Raw genomic sequence first — 373 nt, forward strand, 5'->3', positions numbered from 1 at the left:
GTGGCGGCGGGGGATGGGCGCACCCGCAACCAGCTCATGGCCGATGAACTTGTGGCGCGGCTCACCGGGCAGGCATCCGCGTCCGCGGTGTCCGCGGAGATCGCCCTGATCATGACGGACACAGCGCTGCTCGGCGGAGACGATGCCACCGTGGCGGAGATCCCCGGCTACGGCCCCGTGCCCGCCCCGATCGCGCGTGCCCTCGCACACGCCTTCGCCCACACCGACGCCGACGCACCCAACCACGACACACCCAGCAACGCGAACACGAGCAGCGTGGGCGGTGGCGTGGGCGGGAGCGTGGGCGAGCGGGCCAGGATCTGGATCCGTCGCCTCTACACCGACCCCGTCACCGGAGTCGTGCGTGACTGCG

General features: G+C 72.1%; 1 pseudogene. It reads left to right on the forward strand.

What is annotated here, in order from left to right:
- A pseudogene (locus ELR45_RS35990) lies at positions 1-373 on the forward strand (hypothetical protein); the annotation flags it as partial.

Origin of the sequence: Phytoactinopolyspora endophytica, from assembly GCF_004138495.1 — a bacterium.
Taxonomy (GTDB): Bacteria; Actinomycetota; Actinomycetes; order Jiangellales; family Jiangellaceae; genus Phytoactinopolyspora; species Phytoactinopolyspora endophytica.